The 21192-nt window shown below is 72.5% G+C and carries 23 protein-coding genes and 1 tRNA gene; 9 read left to right on the top strand and 15 right to left on the bottom strand.

All coding sequences use genetic code 11. From position 1 onward, the window contains the following. Positions 1–156 precede the first annotated feature (156 nt). From RY076_RS08530 to RY076_RS08520, 3 genes are all read right to left on the bottom strand, one after another. Entirely contained in the window at positions 157–564 is a 408-nt protein-coding gene (locus tag RY076_RS08530; protein WP_323097175.1) for a DUF7144 family membrane protein, read from the bottom strand. 167 nt (positions 565–731) lie between these two features. Then, a complete protein-coding gene (locus RY076_RS08525; RefSeq protein WP_323097174.1) occupies positions 732–1208 on the bottom strand; it encodes a hypothetical protein in 477 nt (158 codons plus the stop codon). A gap of 110 nt (positions 1209–1318) precedes the next feature. Continuing rightward, the gene (locus RY076_RS08520) at positions 1319–1912 is read right to left on the bottom strand and encodes a dienelactone hydrolase family protein (protein WP_323097173.1); all 594 of its coding nucleotides are present in this window, start codon (positions 1910–1912) and stop codon (positions 1319–1321) included. A gap of 60 nt (positions 1913–1972) precedes the next feature. On the opposite strand from RY076_RS08520, the gene RY076_RS08515 reads away from it, so the two are divergent. The 6 genes from RY076_RS08515 to RY076_RS08490 all read left to right on the top strand — a co-directional run bounded on the left by RY076_RS08515 (position 1973) and on the right by RY076_RS08490 (position 7863). Next, the gene (locus RY076_RS08515) at positions 1973–2626 is read left to right on the top strand and encodes an ArsR family transcriptional regulator (protein WP_323097172.1); all 654 of its coding nucleotides are present in this window, start codon (positions 1973–1975) and stop codon (positions 2624–2626) included. Between the two features lie 274 nt (positions 2627–2900). After that, on the top strand, positions 2901–4217 hold the full coding sequence (locus RY076_RS08510; protein WP_323097171.1) for a M23 family metallopeptidase: 1317 nt from the start codon (positions 2901–2903) through the stop codon (positions 4215–4217). 246 nt (positions 4218–4463) lie between these two features. Continuing rightward, the gene (locus RY076_RS08505) at positions 4464–5192 is read left to right on the top strand and encodes an amino acid ABC transporter ATP-binding protein (protein ID WP_323097213.1); all 729 of its coding nucleotides are present in this window, start codon (positions 4464–4466) and stop codon (positions 5190–5192) included. A 192-nt stretch (positions 5193–5384) separates the two neighbouring features. After that, entirely contained in the window at positions 5385–6215 is an 831-nt protein-coding gene (locus RY076_RS08500) for a glutamate ABC transporter substrate-binding protein (RefSeq protein ID WP_323097170.1), read from the top strand. An 80-nt stretch (positions 6216–6295) separates the two neighbouring features. Continuing rightward, the gene (locus tag RY076_RS08495; RefSeq protein WP_323097169.1) at positions 6296–6973 is read left to right on the top strand and encodes an amino acid ABC transporter permease; all 678 of its coding nucleotides are present in this window, start codon (positions 6296–6298) and stop codon (positions 6971–6973) included. Beyond that, the gene (locus tag RY076_RS08490) at positions 6970–7863 is read left to right on the top strand and encodes an amino acid ABC transporter permease (protein ID WP_323097168.1); all 894 of its coding nucleotides are present in this window, start codon (positions 6970–6972) and stop codon (positions 7861–7863) included. Before RY076_RS08495 ends, RY076_RS08490 begins: the two co-directional genes overlap by 4 nt. A gap of 165 nt (positions 7864–8028) precedes the next feature. Here the strand turns inward: RY076_RS08490 and RY076_RS08485 are convergent. The 8 genes from RY076_RS08485 to RY076_RS08450 form a co-directional block, all read right to left on the bottom strand. Next, positions 8029–8101: transfer RNA gene (locus RY076_RS08485), tRNA-Asn, on the bottom strand. A gap of 163 nt (positions 8102–8264) precedes the next feature. Further along, on the bottom strand, positions 8265–8780 hold the full coding sequence (locus tag RY076_RS08480; RefSeq protein ID WP_323097167.1) for a hypothetical protein: 516 nt from the start codon (positions 8778–8780) through the stop codon (positions 8265–8267). Continuing rightward, the gene (gene dnaG, locus RY076_RS08475; RefSeq protein WP_323097166.1) at positions 8780–10708 is read right to left on the bottom strand and encodes a DNA primase; all 1929 of its coding nucleotides are present in this window, start codon (positions 10706–10708) and stop codon (positions 8780–8782) included. The genes RY076_RS08480 and dnaG overlap by 1 nt, the downstream gene beginning before the upstream one ends. Positions 10709–10758: 50 nt before the next feature. Beyond that, positions 10759–11988 (bottom strand): deoxyguanosinetriphosphate triphosphohydrolase, encoded by a 1230-nt coding sequence (locus tag RY076_RS08470; RefSeq protein WP_323097165.1) that lies wholly within the window; start codon positions 11986–11988, stop codon positions 10759–10761. Positions 11989–12042: 54 nt separating this feature from the next. Next, positions 12043–13338, bottom strand: coding sequence for a hypothetical protein (locus tag RY076_RS08465; RefSeq protein WP_323097164.1), 1296 nt, complete (start codon positions 13336–13338; stop codon positions 12043–12045). After that, the gene (locus RY076_RS08460; RefSeq protein WP_323097163.1) at positions 13335–13880 is read right to left on the bottom strand and encodes a SigE family RNA polymerase sigma factor; all 546 of its coding nucleotides are present in this window, start codon (positions 13878–13880) and stop codon (positions 13335–13337) included. The genes RY076_RS08465 and RY076_RS08460 overlap by 4 nt, the downstream gene beginning before the upstream one ends. A 109-nt stretch (positions 13881–13989) precedes the next feature. Further along, positions 13990–15273: a hypothetical protein gene (locus RY076_RS08455; RefSeq protein WP_323097162.1), complete on the bottom strand. Its 1284-nt coding sequence runs from the start codon at positions 15271–15273 to the stop codon at positions 13990–13992. Then, positions 15270–15803 carry a SigE family RNA polymerase sigma factor gene (locus tag RY076_RS08450; RefSeq protein WP_323097161.1) on the bottom strand — a complete coding sequence of 178 codons (534 nt, stop codon included), beginning with the start codon at positions 15801–15803 and terminating at the stop codon, positions 15270–15272. Before RY076_RS08450 ends, RY076_RS08455 begins: the two co-directional genes overlap by 4 nt. A gap of 173 nt (positions 15804–15976) precedes the next feature. On the opposite strand from RY076_RS08450, the gene RY076_RS08445 reads away from it, so the two are divergent. Next, the gene (locus tag RY076_RS08445) at positions 15977–16108 is read left to right on the top strand and encodes a hypothetical protein (protein WP_278247767.1); all 132 of its coding nucleotides are present in this window, start codon (positions 15977–15979) and stop codon (positions 16106–16108) included. A 54-nt stretch (positions 16109–16162) separates the two neighbouring features. Here RY076_RS08445 and RY076_RS08440 read toward each other — a convergent pair whose 3' ends face one another. Then, positions 16163–16801 (bottom strand): YdeI/OmpD-associated family protein, encoded by a 639-nt coding sequence (locus RY076_RS08440; protein WP_323097160.1) that lies wholly within the window; start codon positions 16799–16801, stop codon positions 16163–16165. 45 nt (positions 16802–16846) lie between these two features. On the opposite strand from RY076_RS08440, the gene RY076_RS08435 reads away from it, so the two are divergent. Further along, positions 16847–17572, top strand: a complete 726-nt coding sequence (locus RY076_RS08435) for a hypothetical protein (protein ID WP_323097159.1) — start codon at positions 16847–16849, stop codon at positions 17570–17572. A gap of 15 nt (positions 17573–17587) precedes the next feature. Here the strand turns inward: RY076_RS08435 and dusB are convergent, their stop codons facing one another. Both dusB and RY076_RS08425 read right to left on the bottom strand, forming a co-directional pair. Further along, complete coding sequence (dusB, locus tag RY076_RS08430) at positions 17588–18823, bottom strand: tRNA dihydrouridine synthase DusB (RefSeq protein WP_413785744.1); 1236 nt, start codon at positions 18821–18823, stop codon at positions 17588–17590. Positions 18824–18842: 19 nt separating this feature from the next. Next, complete coding sequence (locus tag RY076_RS08425; RefSeq protein ID WP_323097158.1) at positions 18843–19586, bottom strand: alpha/beta fold hydrolase; 744 nt, start codon at positions 19584–19586, stop codon at positions 18843–18845. Between the two features lie 25 nt (positions 19587–19611). On the opposite strand from RY076_RS08425, the gene RY076_RS08420 reads away from it, so the two are divergent. Next, positions 19612–20499: a sulfurtransferase gene (locus RY076_RS08420; RefSeq protein ID WP_323097157.1), complete on the top strand. Its 888-nt coding sequence runs from the start codon at positions 19612–19614 to the stop codon at positions 20497–20499. Positions 20500–20522: 23 nt separating this feature from the next. Here the strand turns inward: RY076_RS08420 and RY076_RS08415 are convergent, their stop codons facing one another. Then, positions 20523–21086: a HEAT repeat domain-containing protein gene (locus RY076_RS08415; protein WP_323097156.1), complete on the bottom strand. Its 564-nt coding sequence runs from the start codon at positions 21084–21086 to the stop codon at positions 20523–20525. Positions 21087–21192 lie beyond the last annotated feature (106 nt).

Below are 21192 nucleotides of genomic sequence, written 5' to 3'. Positions count from 1 at the left end.
GATGCAGCCGGTGTGTGACGCGTTCACGCTCGCGTTGTCCACCCCCGGGGTGCCCCCACCAGTGGTCGAGTACCGAAGCAGAGCCGACGCGCACGTCGGCGACCTGCGCGCTTGCGCCCCTCACGGTGGCGCGGCAGGTCGCCGACGACCCGGAGCTCAGATCGTCCGAGGTCCGCGGAGCCGGGCGACGAGGGCCCAGACGATGGCGACGTCGAGGGCGATGATGACGATCGCCCACACGGGGTAGTACGGCAGCCACATGAACTGCGAGACGGCCGACAGGATCGCGACGATGATGCCCACGACGAACGACCAGCTCTGCCCCATGATCATGGCCACGCCCAGCCCGATGGCGAGCAGGCCGAGGACCATGTGGATCCAGCCCCACGTCGTCGTGTCGAACTTGTAGATGTAGCTGCCCGTGACGACGAAGCGCTGGTCGTTGATGATGGCGGCGAGGCCCTGCAGGGCCTGGAAGATGCCGACCATGACGAGCAGCGAGGCGCCTGCGAGCGTGAGGCCCTCGGCCCACACCATCTTGGTCGATGAAGGTTGACTCGACATCGATCCCTCCCCTTCCCTCTGACCGGCACGGCCTGTCGACCTGCCCGTGTCTCGACGCTAGCCGCGCGGGTCGGCGCCCCACTCATCCTTAAGGGTTGAAATGACGAGCCGGCCGGGCTCGGCGGGAGACCACGCGCTCGAGGCGAGCTGGCCTCCCGCCGAACGGCTCAGCGGCCCGTCGCCGCGATGTACACGGCGGCGTTGCCGTTCGGGTTGAGCAGCACCGCCGGCGCCAGGCACCGCGACGGGAGCGTCACGCGCGCCTCGACCACCGCATCGCCCGTCGAGGAGAAGGGGACGGTGGCCGTGGGCGGTAGCGCGACGCCGTTGCACGCCACTGTGGCCGACAACCGCGGCAGGGGGTTGACGCCGCTGGTCGGGATGACGAGTCCCTCGACCTCGACGCGCAGGTCACCGTTCGCGCGCAGCCTTGCGGTCCCCTCCGAGATGACCCACGGCGCCCCTCCGCGGGTGAGCCCGAACAGCGGCGGGTCGGACAGCTGGCTGCCCTGCAGCGGGGCTCGGAGGATGTCGCTGCGGGGGACGCCGCCGCTGTCCGCGGACGCGCTCGCCGTGGCGGCGAGCGCGCCGACTCCGAGGACGAGACCAGCGACGAACGAGGCGGTACGGGAGATCCGGTGCATGTCACACTCCTGCCGACGTGGGTGGGGAGATGTTCCCCAGACGAGGACGACAGGACGCCGAAGGCCGTTCAGACCGGCCCCATCACGTGGCGATCGGCGATCGGGCAGTGTCAGCCGAGGCGGTCCAGCAGCGCCAGGGAGCGCTCGAGCACCAGAGCGGTGGCGTCGGCGTCGTACGACGGTAGCGACGCGTCGGTGAACAGGTGCTGCTCGCCGGGGTACACGAACAGCTCGGCGGTGTCGGCGCCGGCGAGCTGCACCAGCTCGCGGGCGGCGTCGACGTCGCCCTCGAGCCCGAAGAACGGGTCCTGCTCCATCCCGTGCACCTGCACCGGGACACCGTCCGGCCAGGGCCCGAAGGCCCACTCCCCCGTGACCGGGAAGCAGGCCTCGTAGAGGAGGGCGCCGCGCGCGCCGGCCCGCGTCTGCGCGAGCTGCTGGGCCCGGCCGACGCCGAAGGAGATGCCGGCGTAGACGACGGACTCCGGCAGCGGCGCGAGGGCCGCGGCGACGCGGCTGTCCAGCTCCTCGTCGCCGATGGACTTCATGTGCGCGAAACCGTCGTCGATGCTGGAGGCGACGACGCCGTCGAAGAGGTCGGGCGTGTGCACGGTGTGCCGACCATCGGCACGGAGCGACTCTGCGAAGGCGCGGACGCCGTCGGTGAGCCCCTGGACGTGGTGGAACAGGATGATCTCTGCCATGGTTGGCCCCTCGTCGATCGGAGTATTCGGAATGATCCACAAGAGTAGAATGATCGAGTGATGTCGGTCAATGATGGGTCCCCGTCGGCAACGCCGGACGACGCCGCGCCGCGCATCCCCGACTACGACCTCGACGAGCTGCTCGTCATCACCGCCCCGGAGCAGCTGCGCGCCCTGGCCGACCCGCTGCGCGCCAGCCTGCTCGAGCTCCTCCTCGAACGCGCGGCCACGGTGACCGAGCTGGCCGCCGCGGTCGACCGGCCCAAGAGCACCGTCGCCTACCACGTCGCCCAGCTCGTCGACGCCGGCCTGCTCCGCGTCGTCCGCACCCGACGCGTCCGGGCCATCGAGGAGCGCTTCTACGGACGCGTCGCGCGGACGCTCTACGTCGGCGCGCTCGGAAGGCCGGAGGACCAACAGCTCGCCGCCGGGATCAACGGCCTGGCCGAGGCCGCGGCCGAGGCGGCGGCCGCCCATGCGGCCGACGAGCTGCGCTGCACCCTGACGCACGCCCGGATCCCGCTCGAGCACGCCCGCGAGTTCTGGACCCGGGTCCAGCAGCTGGCACGCGAGTTCGCGCAGATCCCCCGCGGCGGCGACCAGGTCTTCGGGTTCGCGGCCGGCCTCTACCCCACCGACGCCCCGACGCTGCCCGAGCCGACCGAGCCCACCGACGGATCTCCCGGCTCGACCACGCCCCAGGGTTCCGCCTGACGCGCCCCGGGACCGCAGCCGGTACGGAGCATTCGTGGCATCAGCCACATCCGCCCCATACGTCACCGGTTGTTGTGGAGTTCGGCGAGAACGGCCCGCTGTCCGGCCTGTCCACCTATGGTGGTCGACATCGAGACCACCGGCTGCGGGGGGCGCAACGGGTGGTTAGGGTCGAGGCATGGCCAGTGCCCTGCCTGACGAACTCAGCCTCGAGGGGGGTGGCCTTAAGGTGCAGGACGAGACACAACGTGAACCGCGAGTCGTCACGGTGCGCATGAGCGGACGGCTCGTGCCGTTCGCCGCATCGGCGATGGTCTTCGCGCTTCTTCCGTTCATCAGCGCGAGCACGCCCGACGACGGCGCGCGTGCCGCGGTGGTCCTCGCCGCAGGTGACCGCGCGGCCGTCGACACTGCCGTCGACGGCGTCCAGAGCGCGCGGGACGCGCTCACGGGCAACGACAGCACGGTCGCGGCCATCGCGGCCGCGGCACTCGGCGGCGGCGCCAGCACGACCGGCATGGCCGTGTCGAACGCCGTCGGAGGAGGCCTGGCCTTTCCGGAGATGGGACTGACGCCCCTGGCCGCGTTGGCCGTGGCCGCACCCGTGGCCACCGGGGTGCCCGGCTTCATCCACCCGGTGCCCGGGATCGAGGTGTCCGGCTTCGGCCCGCGCATCCACCCGCTGCTGCACCGGCCCATGTTCCACACGGGCATCGACCTGCAGGCTGCCTGCGGCACACCGATCCGGGCCGCCGCGTCGGGCACGGTCGTCTACGCACGCGTCTCGAACTCGTGGGGTCTGCGGACGATGATCCAGCACACGCCGACTCTCAAGACGGCCTACGGGCACCAGTCGAAGTTCCTCGTCAAGGAGGGCGACGTCGTCAGGCAGGGCCAGGTCATCGGGCTCGTCGGCACGACGGGCTGGTCGACGGGCTGCCACCTGCACTTCGACGTCATCGTCAACGACCACTACGTCGACCCCGCGCCCTATCTCGGGTTCCCGGCGTCCACCTCCGGGCCCTCGTCCTACGGCATGGTGCCGAACTACTTCCCCGGTGGCGGCTCCGTGATGACCACGGCCGCGCAGACGGTCCCCGACGGCGACGTGCCGTTCTCGGACGTCGACCCGGCCTCTGCGGCCGGCACGCCCGCGCCGACCAAGCCGAAGCCGGCCACGAAGCCGACGACGAACACGCCTGCACCGACGACGACCACCGGCACGCCCGTCCCGACCACGACGAAGCCGACGCCGTCCACGACCACCACGGCCCCGTCGACGAGCACGACGACGCCGGCTCCGTCGACGACGACCACCACGACGCCGCCGGCTCCGTCGACGACGACGACCCCGCCGCCGCCACCGCCGCCGACGACGCCGCCGGCCCCGGCGACCTCCACCCCGCCCGTCGACACGACGACCTCCGCCGCTGCGGCGCCGGCCGACCCGACGCCGACGCCCACGCAGACGGCGGTCGCGACGGCGACGGCGACGGCCACGGCGGTCGCCAAGGCGGTGGGCGAGATCGCGACGAGCGCGGCCAGCGCCAGCGATCCGGCCACGACCACGGCCGCCGCACCGGCGAGCTGACCGACCAGCCGGCCGGCCGAGCCACCGGAACCGGCACCCGCACCCGACCCGCTCGGGTCGCCTGGGGCCCCGTCCGCGAGGACGGGGCCTCACGCGTCGGGGCACCGCTGACGACCTCACGATTCGGGCACGTCGGGGACCCGCTGGGTACCTGCCGGGGACCCGAGCCGATAGGTTGCACGGATGGACGACGTGAAACCTGCTGCCGAGGCGTCCGCCGAACACGCCTCGGACCACCGCGAGCCCATGGTCGTCATCGAGGGCGTCAACAAGCACTTCGGTGACCTCCACGTCCTCCGGGACATCAACCTCACCGTCGGCAAGGGCGAGGTCGTCGTCGTGCTGGGCCCGTCGGGCTCGGGCAAGTCGACGCTCTGCCGCACCATCAACCGCCTCGAGACCTTCGAGTCGGGGAACATCACCATCGACGGCAAGCCGCTGCCGGAGGAGGGCAAACCCCTCGCCCAGCTGCGCGCCGACGTCGGCATGGTCTTCCAGTCCTTCAACCTCTTCGCGCACAAGACGATCCGCGACAACGTGACCCTCGGGCCGGTCAAGGTGCGCAAGAAGTCGAAGTCCGAGGCCGACCAGCAGGCCGGCGAGCTGCTCAAGCGCGTCGGGGTCGAGGCCCAGGCCGACAAGTACCCCGCCCAGCTGTCCGGTGGTCAGCAGCAGCGTGTCGCGATCGCGCGCTCTCTTGCCATGGGCCCCAAGGTGATGCTCTTCGACGAGCCCACCTCGGCGCTCGACCCCGAGATGGTCAACGAGGTCCTCGACGTCATGGTGGGTCTGGCCAAGGAGGGCATGACGATGATCGTCGTCACCCACGAGATGGGCTTCGCCCGCAAGGCCGCCGACCGGGTCGTCTTCATGTCCGACGGGCAGATCGTCGAGGTCGGCACGCCGGAGGAGTTCTTCACCAGCCCGAAGAGCGAGCGCGCCAGGGACTTCCTCGGCAAGATCCTCACCCACTGACCCCGACCCGACGCCGTCGGAGGTACCGACGCGTCGTCGGCCGAGCACCCGCTCACCACCGGCTACACCGGCTCCCCCAACCGGACCCGCCGGCGTCCGGCCCACCGACCGAACGACCCGACACACACCGGGAGCGGCATGCACACCGGCATGCCACGCAGCCACCACCCGGCAACAACAGGAGGAACTCACATGAAGGCACGACGCATCGGCGTGGCGTTCGCGGCGACGGCCCTGGCCGTCTCGCTCGCCGCCTGCGGCTCGGGTCAGCCCGGCGCCAGCGGCGGCGGGGACAACGGCCTGAAGATCGGCATCAAGTTCGACCAGCCCGGCATGGGCCTGAAGAAGGGCACCGAGTACAGCGGCTTCGACGTCGAGGTCGCCAAGTACGTCGCGAAGGAGCTCGGCACCTCCGAGGACAAGATCACCTGGGTGCAGGCGCCGAGCGCACAGCGCGAGACGCTCATCAAGAGTGGTCAGGTCGACTTCGTCGTCGCCACCTACTCGATCACCGACAAGCGCAAGAACGAGGTCTCGTTCGCCGGCCCGTACTTCATCGCCGGCCAGGACCTCCTCGTGCGCGCCGACGACACCTCGATCACGGGCCCCGACAGCCTGACCGGCAAGAAGCTCTGCTCGGTCACCGGCTCGACCTCGGCCCAGAAGGTCAAGGACAAGTACCCCGGCGTCCAGCTGCAGGAGTTCGGCACGTACTCCGAGTGCCTCCCGGCCCTGCAGACCGGCAACATCGACGCGCTGACGACCGACGACACGATCCTGGCCGGCTACGCCGCCCAGGAGCAGTACAAGGGCAAGTTCAAGGTCGTCGGCAAGCCGTTCTCAGAGGAGAACTACGGCATCGGCCTCAAGAAGGGCGACACCGCGATGTGCACGAAGATCACCGACGCGGTCAAGAAGATGATCAGCGACGGCTCGTGGCAGAAGGCGCTCGACGCCAACCTGGGCCCGGCCGGCTACAAGCCGGGTGCCGGCAACCCGCCCACCCCGGCCGCCTGCTCCTGACCGCCCGCGTCCGCGGGGGTCGCGGCGTCCGTGACGCCGCGACCCCTCCGGGCCAGATCCCTTGTGCGTGAAGGAGGGACATGCTCGACATCCTCTCGAACTACGACGTCCTCGGCGCGTTCTGGATGACCATCAGGCTGACGTTCTTCTCGGCGATCGGCGCACTCGTCATCGGCACGGTCGTCGCCGTCATGCGGGTGTCACCGGTCCCGGTGCTGCGCCGTCTCGGCGCCATCTACGTCAACATCGTGCGCAACACGCCGCTGACCCTCATCATGTTCTTCGCACTCGCCGGCGTGGGGATCATCCTCGAGATCAACCTCGCCGATCCGAGCTCCCCGACCTCGGTGCGCGACAGCGCGATCCGGTGGGCCATCGTGGCTCTCTCGGTCTACCACGCGGCCTTCGTCTGCGAGGCCCTGCGCAGCGGCGTCAACACCGTGCCGGTGGGCCAGGCCGAGGCTGCCCGCTCGATCGGCCTGACGTTCGGTCAGAGCCTGCGCGAGGTCATTCTCCCCCAGGCCTTTCGCGGTTCCATCGCGCCACTCGGCTCGACGCTCATCGCCCTGACGAAGAACACGACCGTCGCGTCGGTCATCGGCGTCGCCGAGGCCTCCGCCCTCATGAAGGTCATCTTCGAGAACGAGACCGCCAGCGTGGGCGTCTTCCTCGTCTTCGCGCTCGGCTTCGTCATCCTGACGCTGCCGGTCGGCGTCGTCTTCACGTCCCTCTCACGTCGACTGGCGGTGAAGCGATGAGCACCCAGACCGTCCTGTTCGACGCCCCGGGACCCCGTGCCCGGCGCCGCTATGCCGTGCTCACCGCGTTCGGCGTCGTCCTCGCGATCATCACTCTGGGTGCGATCGTGTGGAAGCTCAACGCCCAGGGCCAGCTGACCGCCGACCTGTGGAAGCCGCTCGTCGATCCCGAGGTGTGGACCTCGTACGTGTTCCCCGGCCTCGTCAACACGCTCAAGGCCGCGATCGTCTCCATCGTCGCCGCGATGGCCTTCGGCATCGTCTTCGGCCTCGGCCGCCTGTCCCACAACGGCGCGGTGCGCTGGTTCTGCGGGATCATCGTCGAGTTCTTCCGGGCCGTCCCGGTGCTGCTGATGATGTACTTCCTCTTCCAGCTCTTCGCCTACAACAACGTCTTCGTCGCGAGCCTCAACTCGTTCATGGCCGTGGTCATCTCGCTGACCCTGTACAACGGCTCGGTCATCGCCGAGCTCGTGCGCTCAGGGGTCCACGGCCTGCCGAGCGGGCAGGGTGAGGCGGGGCTCTCCATCGGTCTGTCGCCGGGACAGACGTTGCGCTCGATCCAGCTGCCTCAGGCCCTGACTGCGATGCTGCCGGCCCTCGTCAGCCAGGTCGTCGTCATCCTCAAGGACAGCGCGCTCGGCACCGCGATCACCTACCCGGAGCTGCTGCAGAGCATGCGCGACATGGGAACGGCCTACGCCACGGTCCTCCCCGCGTACCTGCTGGCCGCGGTGATCTTCATCGGGCTGAACTTCGGCCTGACCACCCTCGCCGGACGCGTGGAGCGGCGCCTCAACCGTCGGGGTCGCGGCCCGCGCCGCGGCGCGGCGACGGCCGCGAGCATCGCGGACGACGCCCATGCCATGACAGCAGGGCCGCGTTCCTGACGCGACCCACGACGTCCCACGACGCCCCCGTGACCGCACCCGGTCACGGGGGCGTCGTGCGTCCGCGGTCGGGCATCGGAGCCGCTCGGAGACGCGAGGCGGGTTCGCTCCCCGCGCATGACGAAGGCCCCGACACCATGGGTGTCGGGGCCTTCGTTCTGGGCGCTCCCCCGGTTGGACTCGAACCAACAACCTGCCGGTTAACAGCCGGCTGCTCTGCCAGTTGAGCTACAGGGGAATGGCTGCTGCGCAACCATAGCAAAGGATCGCGCAGGGACTAAATCGGCTCCGCGGGAGGCGCATCCGGCACTTTTCGACCTCCCGGGAGGGCTCTCAGACCACGCTCGGAGGCGCGCTCACGGCCCCCGCGACTACCCCGCAGAGGGGTGCCTGCGGACGTCTCAGAGACCGACCTCGGTGCGCAGCCGGGCGAGCCGTTCGGAGGCCTCGGCGGCCACCTCCGGGTCCTCGAGGCTGGCGCCCCTGCCCGCGATCGTCTGCTCGAGCAGGCGCCCGGTGGCGAGGTCCTGGCGGATGACGACGCGGACGGTGCGCCGCGTCTTGGTGCGGAACTCGTCGGCGATGACGACGCTGGCCTGGATGCGCTCACGGAGGGTCTGCTGGAGTAGCGACGGCTCGGTGACCCGCCACTGCGTCGGCCGGTGCTCGACCCACAGGACGGTCAGCAGCCCGGTCTCACCCTTCCACGTACCCGACTCGGCCTCGTGCCACGGGCGTGCCCACGCGAGGCTGCCGGCGACATCGACGAACGCGAGGTGGTGGGTCGTGGCGAGCACGTGCCCGCCACTCTCCTCGTCGCGCCCCCATGCGAGGACCTTCTCGCCGGCGGCGAGGGGCACGGCGTCGCGCACGTCCGAGGGCAGTGGCGCCCGGCGGCGCCGTTCGAACAGGGGCATCAGACCATTCCTGCCTTGATCGTCGCGAGCTCGCGCTGGAGGGTCTGCAGGTGCACCCCGAGCTCCCGGCTGCGGTCGGGGGCCGGCTCGTCCGAGTGCTCGAGGCGGCGCATCTCGCTCAGTGCATCAGCGATCTGGCGGGTGAGCGCGATGGTGCGCACCCGGTTGAACAGCTCCTCGACGTAGCGCGAGGTCGGCAGCCCGGTGACGGCGTCCATCCGGGTGGGCAGGGTGTCGACGGCGAGCTCGCTGACGAGCCCCGCGACCGGGGAGGGGGCCGCCTCGGTGACGGCGGAGGTCCAGGCCCGCACGCTGGAGGTCTCGGAGGAGGCGTGCGCGATGCGGATGCCGTCGAAGACGGCGCGGTGGGCCGGCGCCGAGAACGCGTCGGGCGTCAGCGTATCGAGCGCGCCGGGGGCGAAGACGTTCGGGAACTGGAGGATCACCTGGAGCAGCTGCCGCTCGGCCATGACGACCGGGTCGCGCCGGTCAGGGGCCGGCATCCCCGAGTCCCCCTCCCCCGCAAGGGGTTCGGCGTCGTCACCGCCGTTGTCGCGGCGGTCGCGGGCATCGCGTGGGTCGTCGTCGACCTTGAGGCGGCCGGCGCGCGACACCTCGCGCGCCACCTGCTCGACGTCGAGGCCGAGCATGCCCGACACCTCGCGGGTGTACTCGGGGCGCAGCGACTGGTCGCGGATCGAGGCGACGATGGGCGCGACGGCCCGGGCTGCCTGGACCCGCCCCTCGGCGGTGCTGAGGTCGAAGCGCTTGATCGTGGTGCGCACGGCGAACTCGAACATCGGGACGGCGTCCTCGATGAGCGCCTGGACGGCCGGGTCGCCGCCCGCCTGGCGCAGCTCGCACGGGTCCTTGCCCGACTTCTCCACGGCGACGAACGACTGGGAGGCCCACTTCTGGTCGTCGGCGAAGGCCCGCATGGCGGCCTTCTGCCCCGCGGCGTCGCCGTCGAAGGTGAAGATGACGCGGGCGGGAGCAAGGTCGGCCTCGTCGCGCATCATCCGGCGCAGCACCTTGGTGTGGTCGGCCCCGAAGGCCGTGCCGCACGTCGCGACGGCGTTCTCGACGCCGGCGAGGTGGCAGGCCATGACGTCGGTGTAGCCCTCGACGACGACGGCGCGCCGCTCCTTGGAGATCGTCTTCTTCGCGAGGTCGAGGCCGTAGAGGACGGTCGACTTCTTGTAGATCGGCGTCTCGCTCGTGTTGAGGTACTTGGCCTCGATGCGGTCGTCGTCGAACAGGCGACGCGCCCCGAACCCGACGGTGTCGCCGGTGATGTCGCGGATCGGCCAGACGAGGCGCCCGCGGAACCGGTCGTAGAGGCCGCGCGAACCGCGCCCGGCCAGGCCACCGGTGACGATCTCGTCGTCGGTGAAGCCCTTGTCGCGCAGGTGGCGCACGAGGTCCTCTCCCCCGCGCGGCGCGAACCCGACGCCGAAGTGCTTGGCGACCGCGCCGTCGAACCCGCGGGCGCGCATGAAGTCGCGACCGGCGCGGGCCGCGGGCAGGTTGATGAGCGCGTCGGCGTAGAACTCCTGGGCGACCCGATGCGCCTCGACGAGCCGGGTGCGCCGGCCGAGGCCCTCCTCGCGCGGGCGCTGGCCGTCCTCGTAGCGCAGCTCCATGCCGAGCTTCTGGGCCAGGCGCTCGACGGCCTCGCTGAAGGTCAGGTGGTCGACCTTCTGCACGAACGAGATGACGTCGCCGCCCTCGCTGCACCCGAAGCAGTGCCAGGCCCCCACCGCGGGCCGGATGTTGAAGGAGGGCGTCTTCTCGTCGTGGAAGGGGCACAGTCCCTTGAGCGAGCCGGGCCCGGCCGACCTCAGGGTGACGTACTCGCGCACGACGTCCTCGATGGACGTGCGCGCCTTCACCGTCGCGATGTCCTCGCCGTTGATCAGCCCCGCCATCTGCCTCCTGTCGCTGCCGCGATTCTAGGTGGTCGGGGCGACCCTGCCCGTCAGCGGCACCACTGGCGGTGCAGAGCCAGTGCACGCACGTCGGTGAGCGAGGCCACCTGGTCGACGATGACGCGCAGCCTGGACGCGTCGTCGCCGGCGTCGGCGTGGTCGGCCCGGAACGACACGTCGAGGCGCTCCTCCGGTGCCGACGCGTACGCCGCCACGAGCTCGCGGAGGACGTCGCGCTGCTCGGCCATCGCGGCGAGCCGCACGTCGGTCGTCATGACGAAGTGGTTGGCGATCGCCTTGAGCACCGAGCACTCGGCGCGCAGCTCGTCGGGCACCACGAGGTCGGCCTCGAACCGGCACAGGGGGCCGGGTCCGTGCCGTTCGCGGGTGGCCAGCTCGACGACGAGGACGAAGTGGCCGATGAGGCGGCTCGTCATGTCCTTGAGCCGGGCGAGGTCTGCGCGCGATCCGTCGAACGCCGGGGGCACGGCGTCGGCGGCGAGCAGCCGCTCCAGCGCGGCGCCCAGTACGTCGGCTCCGAGGTCTGGTGCGTACGTGCGTCCTGCGACGTCGAGCACCCCGGCCGTGTCGTCCGAGCGCAGCACGCGAGGATCTAGCCACCCCGACGCGACGGCGTCCTCGACGTCGTGCACCGAGTACGCGACGTCGTCGGACCAGTCCATGACCTCGGCCTCGAGGCACCGGCGGCGCGGTTCGGCGCCGTCCCGGATCCACTCGAACACCGGCAGGTCCGACGCGTAGACGCCGAACTTCGTCGTCGGCTCGGGACCGTCGCCACGCAGCCAGGGGTACTTCGTCGTGGCGTCGAGGCTGGCGCGCGTCAGGTTGAGACCCGCCGGGGTACCGTCCGGGTGAGCCCGCTTGGCCTCGAGGCGCGTCAGCAGCCGTAGCGTCTGGGCGTTGCCCTCGAATCCGCCGATGTCCGAGGCGATCTCGTCGAGGACGGACTCCCCGTTGTGGCCGAACGGGGGGTGGCCGAGGTCGTGCGACAGGCACGCGGTGTCGACGACGTCGGCGTCGCAGCCGAGGGCGGCACCGAACTCGCGACCGATCTGGGCGACCTCGAGGGAATGGGTCAGCCGGTTGCGGACGAAGTCGTCGTGGGCGGGTGCGAGCACCTGCGTCTTGGCGGCGAGGCGCCGCAGGCCCGCCGAGTGCAGGACCCTGGCCCGGTCGCGGGCGAAGTCGGCGCGGTCGGCCCGTCTCTGGGCAGGATCCTCCGCCACCCATCGCTCGCGGTCCCGACCCGTGTAGCCCACGCGCCCGACTCTAGGGGACCTTCCGCCCCGAGCCAGGGATGCGCCCGGTGGGGCTCAGAGGTTCGGCACCCGCACGGCCGCGACGCCACCGAGCGCGCGACCGATCTCGGTGTCCGGGTTGCCGTCGAAGCGCTCCCCCTGCCGGTCCGGCACGTTCCACCGGTAGGCGACGTCCGGCTCGAAGGCCCGTGAGCTGTCCGCCGTCCCGACGAAGGTGTCGCGGGTCTCCCACCAGACGTCGAACGGGTTGACGTTGCCCAGCTGCGGCGGGAGCCCGGAGACCGGAGCGAGGGTGCGCAGGTCGAAAACCTTCGTCCCGTCGTGGGTCACGGCCACCATCCAGCGTCCGCCGGGAGCGATCCGCATCGGGGTCCACGGCCCGCGCACCGACGCCGAACCCGTGGATGCGCAGGCCACCCGACGCTGGTCGGCGCCGGAGTCGCGAACGGCGACGATGCAGTTGCCGGCGCCGGTGCGGACGGTCACGAGCAGCGTGTCCGGCCGCCCGTCGTAGGCCGCCAGGCTCCGGCTGTCGTAGATCTCGGAGGCGGCGGGCACGAACTCCGGACGGATGCTCGTGGCCGACCACGTGGTCGAGTCGAGGTCGAGCACGGCCAGGTCGACACTCCCCTTGACGAAGGTGAGGCGCTCTCCCTGCCAGGCCGACAGGAGCCCCGGGTGGGCCGGCAACCGCACCTGCTGGTCCCGCCCTCCCGCCAGGTCGACGACGTGGAGGGTGTCCATCTCACCGACGGACGGGCCCGCGGTGTAGGCGAAGCGTCGGGCGTCCGCGTCGACGAGGAGGTCCCCGACGAAGGCCTGCCGAGCCACGACGCGGGCCGTCCCCGTCCGGGTGTCGACGCGGATCACCGTCGTCGAGGGCTCCGTGACGCCGTCCCCCCGCTCCACGCCGGTGAAGAGCCAGCCGCCCGGGATGCTGCGCGGCTGCTCCAGCCGGATCACGCCGGCCGGCATCGGGATGTCCCCATCCGACACGTGCAGCACGACGCCGCCCGCGGGGGTGTGGTCTGCGGCGGGCCACGACGTGACGTCGAGGGCCGGCCCGTGCGGCAGACCCTCGGCCCAGCCGTAGAGGCCGGCATCGGGCGGCGTCGAGACCATCGACGGACGGTTCGTGTGGGTCGGACTCACGGCCCGGGTGGCTCCCAGGTGAGAGCCGACCGCCACGGCGACCGCCACCGCTGCGGCGACGGCACCGAGGCCGGTGCTCGTGCGATGACGCCGCACCCGTCGGGCCCGCGCCACGACGAGGTTGGTGGACACCGGCGGCACGCAGACGGCGCCGGCCCGCTCGGACAGGGTCTCCTCGACCAGCTGCGTGGTGGTCATCGGCTCTCCTCCTTGACGAGTGCGAGCGCGGCCTCGTGGCCGCGGAGTGACTGCAGGGCACGCGAGAGCTGGCTCTTGACGGTGCCCACCGAGCAGCCGAGCGCGTCGGCAGTCGCCCGCTCGGAGAGGTCCTCGTAGTACCGGAGCACCACGACCGCGCGCTGCCGGGGCGGGAGCAGGGCCAACAGCCGCCACACCGCGTCACGGTCCTCGGCACGGGACTGCCACGGCTCTTCGGACCTGCTGAGGCGATCGAGGTGCAGGCGCTCCTCCAAGGCTGTCCGTCGCGTCAGGGCCCGCCACCGGGACACGTGGGTGCGGGCCATGGCGCTGCGGGTGTAGGCGAGCGGGGACCCATCGGCCGTGATGCGGTGCCACGCGAGGTAGACCTTCACGAGCGTCTCCTGCACGAGCTCCTCCGCCTCGGCGGGGCTTGCGGTCAGCACGTAGCCGTACCGGTGTAGCCGGTCCCAGCTCGCGTCCACGAATGCGGTGAAGTCGGCGTCGCGTCCGGCGCGTGCGCCGGTCGTGTCGTCTCCCACGGATGTCCCCTGTCTGGTCGGGCCCATCGACGGACCGTCCTACCTCCCTTACGCCTCCGGTACCGGCGATGGTTGCACGCGGCCGTCGAGGTCTCAGCGGACGGCGCAGTCACCCTTGCGGCAGCGGGGCCGGAAGGCGCTCGTGGCGCTGTCCCTTGCCGAGGTCGACCCGGAAAGGGACCGACTTCTGACCCGTGGCGTCGTGCACCTGGCCGGCGAGGGTGAGGTTGGACTCCCAGCGCAACGGGGAGGGCAGCTCCCCCACCGGCAGCTCCTTCGCGGAACCGTCGGCGACGTCGAACACCGTCGCGACGACGCCGGCGCTCCCGCCGAGGAACCGACTCACGAGGACCAGGCTGCCGTCGGGGGCGTGCTGCGCGTCGAGGTGCGGCGCGCAGGTCAGCGCGTCGGGGTCGAGGGTCGTGCCGACCATGAGGTGAGCGCAGACCTCGTCTCCAGAACCGACGAGGACGACGTTGCGTCCCGCGCCGGCTCCGTCGAAGCCCGGAGCGGCGGCCCCGAACCACCGCGCTCGCTGACCCGGTCGCCAGCCCGATGTCGGGGACCAGCTGAAGGAGTGGCTCTCGGTGGCGGAGGTGGGGTCGAGCAGGTCCTGGCCGTCGACGATCGTGACGGAGTCCTGCGCCCACGTCGCGAGGCGGGGCCGCTGCGGCCCGTTCGGCGGGAGGGCGACGGACCGCACAGCGAGGGACGCGACGTCGATGGTGACGAGCCTGGTCGGCGCCCCCTGCGCGTCCCCTGCGATGAAGGCGAACCCGCGTGCGCCACCGAGGACGTCCAGCACCCGCGCGCCGCTCCACACCTTCGACCCAGTGCGTGGGCCGCTCTCACCAACCGCCCACACGCTCGAGGAGCCCGCACCCCGACCCACGACGAACGTCGTCGCCGGCCAGTCCTCGCCGAGGCCGAGGCGCATCGAGTGCTCCAGCGTCATCGGCTCGTTTCCGAGCGTGACCGATCCGGCCTTGTCCCTGTACGTGAGCCGCCCGTCGGCACCAGAGGTCACCACGGGCGCGCCGACCGGCTGGAACGGTCCACCGAGCGGCAGCGCCGACGCCCAGGCGTACGCCTGCCTGCGCGCGTCGGCGGCCGTGGGCACGGCTGTGGTGGTGGGGGTCGCCTCGGGCCGCGAGGTGATCGGGCTCGATGCGGCGGGGCGAGGCGCCGCGAGGCGGGGCCCGTGGGCTGCGAGCGCGACGACCGCCACGGCGGTCGCGGCAGCGCCGAGGACTCCGGCGGCGGCACCGGCTCGACGGCGGGCGCGGCGTCGCCTGGCGCGCTCGATGACCAGGGTCGGCGAGGCGCCTCCGTCGAGGTCCGAGTGGTGCTCGCGCAGGGCCTCGGCGAGCGCCGTCGTGGTGCGGTCGGTCATCGCAGCTCCTCCTGAAGCGAACGGTCGGCCAGAGCGTGCTGGGCCCGCAGCGTGGCGAGTCCGCGCGAGAGCTGGCTCTTGACGGTGCCCACCGAGACGGACAGCGCGGCGGCGATCTCCCTCTCCGGCAGGTCCTCGTAGAAACGCAGGACGAGCACCACGCGCTGGCGGGGCGGGAGCGTCGCGAGCAGGCGCCACATCGCGTCGCGCTCCTCGGGAGCGGAGATGAAGCCCTCGTCGTCACGCCTCAGCGACCGGTCGGCGGCGGTGCGCTCCTCCGTGGCCCGGCGGCGGGTGAGCCGGCGCCATCGCGAGATGTGGTTCCGCGCCAGGGCTCGGCGCGTATAGGCGAGCGGCATCCCCACGAGCACGACCCGCTCCCACGAGAGGTACACGCGCTCGAGCGTGTCCTGGAGCAGCTCCTCGGCGTCGGAGCGACAGCCGGTGAGCAGGTGGGCGTAGCGCAGCAGGCCCGCCGAGTGGCCGGCGACGAAGGAGCTGAACTCCGCATCGACCTCCGAGTGGTGCATCGAGATCCTTCCCCTGTCCGATGACGGTGCATCGTGTCACCCGTAGCACGCCGCCGCGGTGAGGAAGGTTGCACGGGTTGCGGGTCGGAAACGCCGTGGCGTCGGGGCGACCGGCCGGAGCACACTGGCGAGGTGGGGCCGGTACACGGCCCCGGAGCGGGCAGGAGCTCGTCATGGCCGACAAGTCACCCCGATCGCACATGTCGCAGAAGGGCAAGTCGATCAAGGAGAAGCGCGCCGAGAAGCACGCGAAGGAGCAGAAGGCCGCTCACACGGAGATCATCCCGCCACGCGGCCGCCGCTGAGTCGGGCCGCCCGGCCGCGACGACGATCCGTGCCTGCGCCGGTGACGCTGCGCGTCAGCCGAGCTCGTCGCGGACGCGCCGCACCCAGACCGGTTCGGTGCCGTAGCGCTGGGTCTTGATGAGGCGGCCGTGGGCGCAGTCGTCGACGAGCTCGGCCATGCGCTTGTCGCGGGTGGCCTCCTGCTTGGCGGTGACGACCCAGTTCGTCGCGAGCTTGCGGTAGGAGGGGGTGGCGGCGTCCCAGAACCGAGAGGCCCGCGCGTCGGCGCGGAGCTGCGCCTCGTACGCGTCGGGCCACGTGCGCTCGCGGTTCTCGTACGCGTAGACGCCGGAGCGGTCCTCTCGACGCCTCTCGAACGCCGCGACGCCGGCCGGGTGCATGAGGCCCGCGGCGGTGAGCTCGGCGACGGCGGTGATGTTGATGGTGCTCCAGTTGCTGCCGGGCTTTCGCGGGGTCCACCGCTGGCGCACGGCGTCGGCGTCGATGCGCTGGGCCATCGAGTCGATCCAGCCGAAGCACAGCGCCACGCGGACCGCCTCGGCCCACTGGAGGCCACGCGGCTCGACGTGCTTCTTGTTGAGGCCCATCCACAGCTCGGTGGCCGAGGCGTGGTTGCTCTCGAGCCAGCCCCGGAAGTCGGCGGCGTCGTCGAAGAACGTCGCCGGCCGTTCGGCCGATCCACCCTGTCGCATGACCCGATCCTGCCAGCCGGCACCGACGCTGGGAGGATCGTGCGCGTGACTGCCGTGACCGACCGCATCGCCCTCGCCGCGCTCAACAACGCCCTGTGGTGCGACGCCGTGGCCCGCTCGCACGGCGTCGCCACGACGACGGACGCCGAGGCGTGGACGGCGGCGACGCGCACCCCGCCGTACTACCCGGACGCCGTGACCCTGTCCCCCACCGTCGGCGAGTACGACGTGCTCGCCCGCGTCGACGACTCGGACGGCTGCTCGGTCAAGGACTCGTGGGCCGCCCTCGACCTCTCGCTCGAGGACTTCGCCCGCATCGTCGTCGGCCAGTGGGTGTGGCTCGACCCGGTGACCCCGGTGACCGCACCCGACGGCCCGACCTGGCGACGCGTCGAGACCCCGGCGGGCATGGCGTCGTGGGTACGGGCGTGGGCCACCGACCCGGAGGCCGAGGCGATCCTGCGCCCGACACTGCTCGACGAGCCCGGCGTGCACGTCCTCGCGGCTCACGCCTCCACTGACCCGGACGCGCCGGTCGTGGCCGGCGCCGTCGTCAACGTCACCGGTGAGGGACCCGACGCCGTCGCCGGCCTCGGCAACGTCTTCGCCCGCACGGGCCACCCGACCGACGCCTGGGCTGCGGCCGCGGTGTCCGCACGTGAGCTCGTGGGCGCACTCCCCCTCGTCGGCTGGGAGGCCGGCCCGGGCCTCGACGCCGCGCTCGCCGCAGGGTGCGAGGTGCTCGGCCCGCTCAGCGTCTGGCTGAAGTGACCGGCGGCCCGGCGCTCAGCCGCCGCTGACCGACAGCTCGGCCTCGGCGATGGTGCGCTCGTGTTCCTCGGACAGGTCGCGCGAGTCGAGCCAGCCGTCCGGCAGGGCGACGCGGCGCGGCGAGCCGGCCCGGCCACGCTGACCCTCGGCTGCATCGCCCGGCCACGGGGCGTCCGGGTCGAGCGAGGCCAGCAGCGTGTCGAGGGCTGCGAGCGAGTCGACGAGGGCGAGGGAGTTGCGCACCGTCGAGCCGGCCGGGAAACCCTTGAGGTACCAGGCGATGTGCTTGCGGATGTCGCGGCAGGCCCGGTCCTCCTCGCCGTAGAAGTCGGTGAGGTACTCGGCGTGGGTGCGCAGCGTGCGCGCCACCTCGCCGAGCGTCGGCGTGACCCTGACGTCCGTCCCGGCGAAGGCGGCCGCGAGGTCGGTGAACAGCCACGGCCTGCCGAGGCAGCCACGCCCGACGACGACGCCGTCGCAGCCGGTCTCCTCGACCATCCGCAGCGCGTCCTCGGCCGACCAGATGTCGCCGTTGCCGAGCACCGGGACGGTCGTGACCGTCTCCTTGAGCGCCTTGATCGCCGCCCAGTCGGCGGTGCCCGAGTAGGCCTGCGAGGCGGTGCGGCCGTGCAGCGCGACGGCGGCGACGCCCTCCTGCTCGGCCGCGAGGCCGGCGTCGAGGAAGGTCGTGTGCTCGTCGTCGATGCCCTTGCGCATCTTGACCGTCACGGGGATGTCGCCTCGCGCGCCCTCCTCGACGACGGCGCCGACGATGCGGCGGAAGAGGTCCTTCTTCCACGGCAGCGCCGAGCCGCCGCCCTTGCGGGTCACCTTGGGCACGGGGCAGCCGAAGTTGAGGTCGATGTGGTCGGTGCGGTCCTCCTGCACGAGGATCCGGGCGGCGGCGCGCGCCGTGGCCGGGTCGACGCTGTAGAGCTGGATCGAGCGCGGGTGCTCCTCGGGGTCGTGCTCGATGAGGCGCATCGTCTCGACGTTGCGCTCGACGAGGGCGCGCGAGGTGATCATCTCGCTGACGTAGAGGCTCGTCGCACCGGACGCCCCACGCGCCGATGCCAGCGCCGTGCCCTCGTTGCCGTACTCGCGGCACAGGCGCCGGAACGCGCGGTTGGTGATGCCGGCCATCGGCGCGAGCACGACCGGCGACTCGATGACGTGGCGACCGATGCGCAGCGGCGGCAGCACCGGCGCGGGTCCGGTGGGTGCGGCGGGCGGGGTCATCAGGTCGGTCACGGGCACCGATTGTCCCGCATCAGCCGCCGTGGGCCGAATCGGTGACCTCCCGGGTGAAGCGCAGCACCGCCTCGGCGAACGCCTCGGGCTGGTCGAGGTTGGCCAGGTGCCCGGCGCCGGCGATCGTCTCGACGCGGACCGCGGGGACGTCGTGGCGGAAGCCGGGGACGCCGAGGCGGAACTGGTCCCATCGGCCGTTGAGCAGGAGCACCGGGCACGCGAGGGCGGCCAGCGACGCGGGTCGGCACGCCTGCATGACCTCGTGCCAGGCGGCCGTCGTGGGGCCGAACCAGTAGCCGCCGGCGATCACCGGGTCGATGCGCTCGGCCGGGTAGAGGCGGTGCAGCACGCGGTTGTTGACCCGCGTCATCCGTGCGGGGCCGAGCCGGTCGGTCAGCGCGCCGACGACCCGGTAGACGGCGGCCCCGGCGCCCTGCGGGCGGGCGCTCGCACCGGCGAGGACGAGCCCCGCCAGTGCCGCGCCGCGCCGCGCCGCGTACTCCATGGCGACGAAGCCGCCCAGCGAGTGCCCGACGAGCACCACGGGGCCCCGGCCGGCGCTCAGGCGCACCGCGTCGTCGACGACCTCGACGCACCGGTCGAGGGTGAACGCCTCGGCGGCGCGGGCCCCGTGCCCCGGCAGGTCGACGAGCCGGACGTCGACGTGCGGCTCGAGCAGCGGCAGCTGGGGCAGCCACTGCGCGCTCGACAGGCGCGAGCCGTGGACGAGCACCAGCTGCGGTCGGGGCGGGTCGGCGGGCACACCGCGAGGATGCCACGATGGCGCCGTGAGCCACCTCATCTCCGCCGCCGAGCTCGCCCACGAGATCGAGGACGTCGTCGTCCTCGACGTCAGGTGGGCGCTCACCGCCGGGCGCGCCGCGACCCAGGGGCCGGTCGGGCGTCCCGGCTACGACGCCGGCCACGTGCCCGGCGCGTTCTTCGTCGACCTCGACTCCGAGCTCGCGGCGCAGCCCGGTGAGGGCGGCCGGCACCCGCTGCCCGACGCCGCGACCCTCGAGCGGCTCGTCCGGCGCTCCGGGATCGAGCCGGGCACGCGCGTCGTCGTGTACGACGGCCGCGACTCGATGGCGGCCGCGCGCGCCTGGTGGGTGCTGCGCTGGGCCGGCGTGCAGGACGTCCGGGTCCTCGATGGCGGTTTCGCGGCGTGGACGGCGGCCGGCCTGCCGGTGAGCACGCAGGAGCCGGGCGACCGGCACGGCGAGGGCACCGTGCACCTCGGCAGCCTGCCGACGCTCGACGCCGACGGCGCCGCCAGACTCGCCCGCGAGGGTCTGCTCGTCGACGCCCGCGCCACCGAGCGCTACGCGGGCGAGGTCGAGCCGATCGACCCCGTCGCCGGCCACGTCCCGGGCGCGGTCACGTCTCCCACCGCCGCGCTGGTCGGCCCCGACGGCCGGTTCCGCGAAGACCTCGCCGACCACTGGGCCCGGGTCGTCGCCGCCGAGGCCCCGGCCGGCGGAACCGACTCCGGCGCCGACGCCACCCACGAAGGCCGCGCCGTCGGCGTCTACTGCGGCTCCGGCGTCACGGCCGCGCACCACGTGCTCGCCCTCGCCGAGATCGGCGTCGACGCCACGCTCTACCCCGGGTCGTGGAGCGAGTGGATCCGCGACGCGTCGCGCCCCGTGGCCACCTGCCGCGCCCCCGGCTGACCCCACGCCCGAGACGACGGCGGTCAGACGTTTCGGTCGAGGCGGACGCGCATCGCTCGCAGCGCGCGCTCGGCGGCGTCCCTGACCGACTCCTCGGCATCCGCCAGCGCCTCGTGGAGCGCGGGCGCGTGCTCTGACTCCCCCACCGCCCCGAGAACCCGCGCGGCGGCTGCCCGGACGCGCGTCGTGTCGTCGTCGGTGACGAGGCGGGCACACGCGTCGCCCGCCTCGCCGACGTCCCAGCGCGCGGCGACCTTGGCGCACATCTCGCGCACCCGCCACGCCGGATCGTCAAGTGCCGCAACGACATCGGCGATGGCGTCGTCGCTCCACACGTAGAGCATCGTGCGGGCCGCCCACACCCGCGCCCAGTAGTCGCGCTCGCCGACGAGCCGGTCCGGGGCACCCCACGTCCGTGACGCGCGGCCCCCGACCCAGCCGAGGTCCGGCGACCCCGGCTCCCCCCACGCACGGCGACCGGCGAGGAGGTCGGCGCACCACGCGACGAGCACGTCGTCGCCGAGCGCGTCGGCCGCGGCCCGGGCCCGGTCGGCCGGCGACGCGTCGAGGACCTCGTCGGGGGTCATGGGCGAAGTCTGCCGCTCGACGCCGACGGTGAGGGGCGATCGGCCCCGAGCACGGCAACGGCCCGCACCGCGCCGAGGCGATGCGGGCCGTTCCCTCGCTGCCGCC

Origin of the sequence: Intrasporangium zincisolvens, assembly GCF_034724055.1 — a bacterium.
Taxonomy (GTDB): domain Bacteria; phylum Actinomycetota; class Actinomycetes; order Actinomycetales; family Dermatophilaceae; genus Monashia; species Monashia zincisolvens.
The sequence above is the reverse complement of the archived record's forward strand: the minus strand, read 5'-3'. Positions and strand labels throughout refer to the sequence as shown.